General features: G+C 71.7%; 6 protein-coding genes. 2 read left to right on the forward strand and 4 right to left on the reverse strand.

The window, feature by feature from the left end; all coding sequences use genetic code 11:
• The coding region (gene pyrG, locus GL263_RS18240) for a CTP synthase (protein WP_182856791.1) at positions 1-1,578 on the reverse strand (1,578 nt) is incomplete at its 3' end.
• Between the two features lie 375 nt (positions 1,579-1,953).
• Here pyrG and GL263_RS18245 point away from each other — a divergent pair.
• Positions 1,954-3,756 (forward strand): glycoside hydrolase family 15 protein, encoded by a 1,803-nt coding sequence (locus tag GL263_RS18245; protein WP_323379459.1) that lies wholly within the window; start codon positions 1,954-1,956, stop codon positions 3,754-3,756.
• A 79-nt stretch (positions 3,757-3,835) separates the two neighbouring features.
• On the opposite strand, the gene GL263_RS18250 is transcribed toward GL263_RS18245, so the two are convergent.
• Genes GL263_RS18250 through GL263_RS18260 form a run of 3 tightly spaced genes read right to left on the reverse strand, consistent with a single transcriptional unit; the run spans position 3,836 to position 5,591 of the window.
• Positions 3,836-4,825 (reverse strand): NAD(P)-dependent alcohol dehydrogenase, encoded by a 990-nt coding sequence (locus GL263_RS18250; RefSeq protein WP_182856792.1) that lies wholly within the window; start codon positions 4,823-4,825, stop codon positions 3,836-3,838.
• On the reverse strand, positions 4,822-5,169 hold the full coding sequence (locus tag GL263_RS29190) for a helix-turn-helix transcriptional regulator (RefSeq protein ID WP_182856793.1): 348 nt from the start codon (positions 5,167-5,169) through the stop codon (positions 4,822-4,824). The genes GL263_RS18250 and GL263_RS29190 overlap by 4 nt, the downstream gene beginning before the upstream one ends.
• Positions 5,163-5,591, reverse strand: coding sequence for a hypothetical protein (locus GL263_RS18260; protein WP_182856794.1), 429 nt, complete (start codon positions 5,589-5,591; stop codon positions 5,163-5,165). Before GL263_RS18260 ends, GL263_RS29190 begins: the two co-directional genes overlap by 7 nt.
• A gap of 190 nt (positions 5,592-5,781) precedes the next feature.
• Here GL263_RS18260 and GL263_RS18265 point away from each other — a divergent pair, with 190 nt between their 5' ends.
• Positions 5,782-6,816, forward strand: coding sequence for a LacI family DNA-binding transcriptional regulator (locus GL263_RS18265; RefSeq protein WP_182856795.1), 1,035 nt, complete (start codon positions 5,782-5,784; stop codon positions 6,814-6,816).
• The last annotated feature ends 57 nt before the right edge of the window (positions 6,817-6,873 follow it).

Genomic DNA, 6,873 nt, shown 5'->3' on the forward strand with positions numbered 1-6,873 from the left:
GGAGCGCAGCTCCGGGTGGGCCTGGGTGGCGACCAGGTAGGGGTGGACCTCACGCGGGTACTCGACGTACTCGACGAGCTTGTTGTCCGGGGAGGTGCCGGAGAACACGATGCCGGTCTTCTTCTCCAGCTCGCCGCGGTAGGCGTTGTTCACCTCGTAGCGGTGCCGGTGGCGCTCCTCGACGTACGGCTCGCCGCCGTAGACCTCGCGGACGATGGAGCCCTCGGCGAGCTTGGCCGGGTAGAGGCCGAGCCGCATGGTGCCGCCCATGTCGCCCTCGCCGGCGACGATGTCCAGCTGTTCGGCCATGGTGGAGATCACCGGGTGGGCGGTGGCCTGGTCGAACTCGGTGGAGTTCGCGCCGTCGATGCCGGCCAGGTTGCGGGCCGCCTCGATCACCACGCACTGCAGCCCCAGGCACAGGCCGAGCAGCGGCACCCTGTTCTCGCGGGCGTAGGTGATCGCCTGCACCTTGCCGTCCACGCCGCGGTCGCCGAAGCCGCCGGGCACGCAGATCGCGTCCACGTCGCCCAGCTGCTCGCGGGCGCCCTCGGGGGTCTCGCAGTCGTCGGAGGTGACCCACTTGATCTTCACGCGGGCGCGGTTGGCGAAGCCGCCGGCGCGGATGGCCTCGGTCACCGAGAGGTAGGCGTCGGGCAGGTCGATGTACTTGCCGACAAGCGCGACGGTGACCTCGTGGTCCGGCTCGTGCACCCGGCGCAGCAGGTCGTCCCACTGCGTCCAGTCCACGTCGCGGAAGGGCAGGTCCAGGCGGCGCACCACGTAGGCGTCCAGGCCCTCGCTGTGCAGCACCTTGGGGATGTCGTAGATCGACTTGGCGTCGATCGCGGCGACCACCGCGGCCTCGTCCACGTCGCACATCAGCGAGATCTTCCGCTTGATCGCGGTCGGCACCTCGCGGTCCGCGCGCAGCACGATGGCGTCCGGCTGGATGCCGATGTTGCGCAGCGCGGCCACCGAGTGCTGGGTGGGCTTCGTCTTCAGCTCGCCGGACGGGCCGATGTAGGGCAGCAGCGAGATGTGCACGACAAAGACGTTGTCGCGGCCGACCTCGTGGCGCACCTGGCGGACGGCCTCCAGGAACGGCAGCGACTCGATGTCGCCGACGGTGCCGCCGACCTCGGTGATGACCACGTCCACGTCGTCGGTGGCCATCCGGCGGATGCGGTGCTTGATCTCGTTGGTGATGTGCGGGATGACCTGCACGGTGTCACCCAGGTACTCGCCCCGGCGCTCCTTGGCGATCACCGAGGAGTACACCTGGCCGGTGGTGACGTTCGCCGAACCGTCGAGGTCGACGTCGAGGAAGCGCTCGTAGTGACCGATGTCCAGGTCGGTCTCGGCGCCGTCGTTGGTGACGAACACCTCGCCGTGCTGGAACGGGTTCATCGTGCCCGGGTCGACGTTCAGGTACGGGTCGAGCTTCTGCATCGTGACCCGCAGTCCCCGCGCCTTGAGCAGGGCGCCCAGGCTGGAGGCCGTCAGACCCTTGCCGAGCGAGGAGGCGACACCCCCGGTGACGAAGAGGTGCTTGGTCGTCATGGATGAAGGCGGCATGGCCAAGAGGGGGCTCCCGTGGTCGCGAGGTGTCAGACGCGCCGACCCCTGGTGCCGTTTGTCCGGCGGGGTGCCGTCGCTGCGGTTCGGGGGATTTCACCCTCCGTCCACGGGCTACCAGGGTATCAGCCGGTCGAGCCGCGCCCGGAGGGACGCCGGGCCCGCCGGCTCCGGCTCTCCATCCTGCCCTCCGCGCGGGCGCGGTGACGCACGACACGGCGACTCGGCTTGTGTCCGAGGGCCCGCCGTGGCGACCATCGATCTGTGGACCGCCCGGCTCGCTATCCTGCCCGGATACTCGGGTGACAGACGAGCAGCTCGGGCAACACATAAGACGGTACGTCCCACGGGGCGTGAGTTCGACTGGAGACGTACGTGGCCGCGCGCATCGAGGACTACGCACTCATCGGGGACATGCAGACCGCTGCCCTGATCTGTCGTGACGGCACGGCCGACTGGCTGTGCCTGCCCCGGTTCGACTCGCCCGCCGTCTTCGCCGGCCTGCTGGGCACCGAGGAGCACGGCTTCTGGCGGCTCGGCCCGGCCACGGACGCCGACGCGGCTCCCGCACCGGCGGACCGCCGCACCTACCGGGGCGACTCGCTGGTGCTGGAGTCGGAGTGGGACACCCCGACCGGTACCGTCCGGGTGATCGACTTCATGCCGCCCCGGGACGGCGCGCCGCAGCTGGTGCGCATCGTGGAGGGCGTCAGCGGCCGGGTGTCGATGCGCTCGGCGCTGCGCATGCGCTTCTCCTACGGCTGGGTGGTGCCGTGGGTGCACAAGGTGGGTGAGCGGACCGCCGCGGTCGCCGGCCCCGACTCCGTGTGGCTGGACACCGAGGCCGAGACGCACGGCGAGGACCTGACGACCTACTCCGACTTCACCGTCGGCCCCGGCGAGCGGGTCAACTTCACCATCAGCTGGCAGCCGTCGCACAAGGACGAGCCGCCGATGCCGGAGCCGGAGGCCGCCCTGGAGGCGACCGAGGAGTTCTGGCGCGAGTGGGTCAGCCACTGCACCTACCACGGCCCCTACCGCGAGGCCGTGATCCGCTCGCTGATCACCCTGAAGGCGCTGACCTACGCACCGACCGGCGGCATCGTCGCCGCCCCGACGACCTCCCTGCCCGAGGAGATCGGCGGGGTGCGGAACTGGGACTACCGCTTCACCTGGCTGCGGGACGCCGCGATCACCCTGTCCTCGCTGCTGCGCACCGGCTACCGGGACGAGGCGCGGGCGTGGCGCGAGTGGCTGCTGCGCGCGGTCGCCGGCGACCCGGAGAACCTCCAGATCATGTACGGCATCGCCGGCGAGCGGGAGCTGGGCGAGATGGAGCTGAACTGGCTGCCGGGCTACGAGAACTCCAGCCCGGTGCGCGTCGGCAACGGCGCCGCGGGCCAGCTCCAGCTCGACGTCTACGGCGAGGTCACCGAGGCCCTGCACCTGGGCCACATGACCGGTCTGGCGCGCAACGACTACGCCAGCCAGCTCCAGGTCAGGCTGATCCACTACCTGGAGGACCACTGGGACGAGCCCGACGAGGGCATCTGGGAGGTCCGGGGGCCGCGCCGGCACTTCGTGCACTCCAAGGTGATGGCCTGGGTGGCCGTGGACCGCACGATCAAGCTGATCGAGTCCGGCGAGGTGGACGGCCCGCTGGAGCGCTGGCGGGAGCTGCGCGAGACCATCCACCGCGACGTGTGCGAGCACGGCTACGACGCCGAGCGCAACACCTTCACCCAGTCCTACGGTTCGAAGGAGCTGGACGCCTCCCTGCTGCTCATCCCGCAGATGGGCTTCCTGCCGCCGGACGACAAGCGGGTCATCGGCACCATCGAGGCGATCCAGCGCGAGCTGTCCACCGAGGACGGCTTCATCCTTCGCTACCCGACGGCCGGCGACCAGCCCGGGGTCGACGGACTGGAGGGCGACGAGGGCGCTTTCCTGGCCTGCTCGTTCTGGATGGCGGACGACCTGGCGATGATCGGCCGCGTCGACGAGGCCCGTCAGCTGTTCGAGCGGCTGCTCGCGCTGCGCAACGACCTGGGACTGCTCGCCGAGGAGTGGGACCCCAAGCTGAAGCGCCAGGTGGGCAACTTCCCGCAGGCGTTCAGCCATGTGCCGCTGATCGACACCGCGCTGCGGCTGACCGCCTCCGGCGCCTACGGCGGCTGACGCCCCGCTCGGCGGGCGGCACGGCGGGTCCGCGCGGCGGCGGGTCGGTCGACGGTCGGGCGACGCCTGAGTCGTCGGGTCAGTCCACGACGAGGACCAGCTTGCCGCGCACCCGGCCGGATTCCAGGCGGCGCATCGCCTCGGCGGCGTCGGTCAGCGGCAGCGTCTCCTCCACCGGAGGTCGCAGGGTGCCGTCCGCGAGCAGGTCGGCGAGGACGGCCAGGTCCCGCTGGTTCTCCGAGGCGACCATCATGGCCAGCCGCTGCCGGGTGAACAGCGAGCGCACCGGGGCGAGGAAGGTGCGGCCGAGGCCGCCGAACCAGCGGCCGCCGTCCTCGCCGCCGACGATCACCAGGGTGCCGCGCGGGGTGAGCAGCCGGCGCAGGCGGCCGAGCGGCCGGTTGCCCGCGATGTCCAGGACCAGGTCGTAGCGCGGGCCGTGGCCGCTGGTGTCCACGTCCCGACGGGTGTGGTCGATGATCTCGGCCGCGCCGAGCGAGCGCACGAGGTCGGCCTTGCCCGCGCTGCACACCCCGGTGACGTGCGCGCCGTACGCCGCGGCGAGTTGGACGGCCGCCGTACCGACGCCGCCGCCCGCGCCGATGACCAGCACCCGCCGCCCGGCGCCCTCCCCCGCGCCGATCCCGCCGAGGTCGCGTATCGCCTGGAGCGCGGTGAGGCCGCCGAACGGGGTGACCGCGGCGATCTCGAAGCCGACGCCGGCCGGCTTGCGCACCAGCTTGTCCTCGCGTGCTCTCGCGTACTCGGCGTACGTGCCCACGCCGACACCGAACACCTCGTCGCCTTCCTTGAACCGGGTGACTCCGGCGCCGACCGCCTCGACCACCCCGGCGACGTCCCGCCCCGGAACCCTCTCCCGGGGCGCCCGAAGCCCGATGGCCGGCCGCACGACGTAGGGCAGTCCGGTCATCAGATGCCACACGGCGCGGTCCACGCCGGCGGCGCGGACCCGCACCAGCACCTCGCCGTCCTTCGGCGTCGGCCGTTCGACCTCCGTGTACTCCAGTACCTCCGCCGATCCGTACCGGCTCTGGGTGATCGCCTTCATGTCCTGCTCCGTCTGTCGTCGGGAGTGTCGGGGGTGTTCGGGCCGTCGGGCTCTTCGGTGCTCTTCGCGGCCTGCGAGCCGTCGGCGGCCGAGCCGTCGGCGGCGCTCGGGGCCTCGGGGGCGCCCGGGGCGTCGGGGTACTGGAAGACCTCCTCCAGCGGCACGCCGAAGACCCGGGCGATCTGGAACGCGGTCTCCAGGGTCGGCGAGTAGCGGCCCTTCTCGATCGCGATGACCGTCTGCCTGGTGACGCCGAGACGTCGGGCCAGCTCGGCCTGGGTCATCTCGCCGTGTGCGAAGCGCAGGGCGCGGATGCGGTTGCTGACGCGGGTCGGCCTCACCACGGCTGGAACCCCCGTCGGTAGGCGACGAGTTTGGCGACCGACTCCAGCAGGGCCGTGAGAACGAAGCCGAGGAAGAGGGCGTTGGCGATCCAGAAGTGCGCGACCTCCAGCATCGTCAGGACCAGCGCCCCCACCGCGCCGAGCACGAGCATGCCCTGCCCCACGTGGCTGCCGAACCGCTCGATCTCCCGGTCCCGTTGGTCGGTCAGGTCCCGCTCGTCTCCGGACCCGGCCACGATGACCAGGTGCGCCAGGACGGTGACCACCACCATCGCGCCGATCGTCCACAGCATCGCCGCGACGTACGGTGCCTCGTGCACCGGTCCGCCTTCGGCCCGGCCGAGGACGACCGCCAGATAGACCAGATAGCCGGCCAGGGTGACCAGGGCGAACGCCCAGGTCCGCTTCTCCTCGAACGCCATCAGCACTCCCACACCACCGAGTCAAAGAAACTTGACACCACGAACGTAAAGCAGACCGGACAGCATGTCAATGATTCTTTACCTGTCACCGGTCTGTTCGGTCGCGCGGCCGACCGAACCGGGCGGGCCCGCCCAGCGCACCCCCCGTACCAGGTAGCGTCGGAGTGCCCGGTCGAAGGAGGAGTCACAGGTGCCCGGAAGCCGACCCACGCTTGAAGCGGTAGCCGCCCACGCGGGCGTGTCCAGGGCGACCGTGTCCCGAGTGGTCAACGGCGGCGCCGGCGTGCGCGAGGAGGTGCGCGAACGCGTCAACCGGTCGATCACGGAACTGGCCTACGTGCCCAACCGGGCGGCCAGGTCGCTGGTCACCCGACGCACCGGCGCCGTGGCCGTGGTGATAGCCGAACCGGAGACCCGGGTCTTCTCCGACCCGTTCTTCCCGCGCCACCTGCGCGGCATCAGCCGTGAACTCTCGCGCCACGACCTCCAGTTGCTGCTCCTGCTGCTCGGCGAGGGCGACGACCCCGCCCGGATAGGCCGCTACCTGTCCGCCGGGCACGTCGACGGGGCGCTGATGTTCTCGCTGCACCGGGACGACCCGCTGCCCGCGATGGCCGCCCGCTCCGGACTTCCCACCGTCTTCGGCGGCCGCCCCGGTTGGGAGTCACCGGGCGGGAGCGGCGGCCCGCTCTACGTCGACGTCGACAACGTCGGCGGCGCCCGCCTGGCCACCGGCCACCTGCTCGCCCGGGGCCGCCGCACGATCGCCGTCATCACCGGCCCGCTCGACCAGACCTCCGCCCAGGACCGGCTGACCGGCTACCGGCACGCCCTGGAGGCGGCCGGGCTGGCCGTCGACGAACAGCTGGTCGCGCACGGCGGTTTCACCATGGAGGGCGGCGAGGCGGCGATGGCCGAACTGCTCGACCGCCGCCCCGACGTGGACGCCGTCTTCGCCTGCAACGACCTGATGGCCACCGGCGCGTTGCGGACGCTCCGCGCCGCCGGGCGCGACGTGCCCGCGGACGTCTCCGTGGTCGGCTACGACGACCTCGAACCCGCCGCCTGGGCCGAGCCCGCGCTCACCACGGTCCATCAGGACGTCGAGGAGATGGGCCGCACGATGGCCGAGCTGCTGCTGCGGCTGATGAACCGCTCACCCGACGAGGCACCGCCGAAGTCCGTCGTCACCCCGGTGCGCCTGGTCGTACGCGACTCCAGCTGAGCCGGCCGGGGGCTCCCGCGCCGCGGGGAAGCGCGGGCGGCGGGGCGGCGTCAGAGG

It is taken from the genome of Streptomyces durbertensis (genome assembly GCF_014156695.1).
Classification (GTDB): domain Bacteria; phylum Actinomycetota; class Actinomycetes; order Streptomycetales; family Streptomycetaceae; genus Streptomyces; species Streptomyces durbertensis.

Bases quoted from the DNA above. Each gene is read 5' to 3' on its own strand.
- GL263_RS18250 (WP_182856792.1), bottom strand. From the start codon at position 4,825: ATGAAGGCGATCACCCAGAGCCGGTACGGATCGGCGGAGGTACTGGAG.
- GL263_RS18260 (WP_182856794.1), bottom strand. From the start codon at position 5,591: ATGGCGTTCGAGGAGAAGCGGACCTGGGCGTTCGCCCTGGTCACCCTG.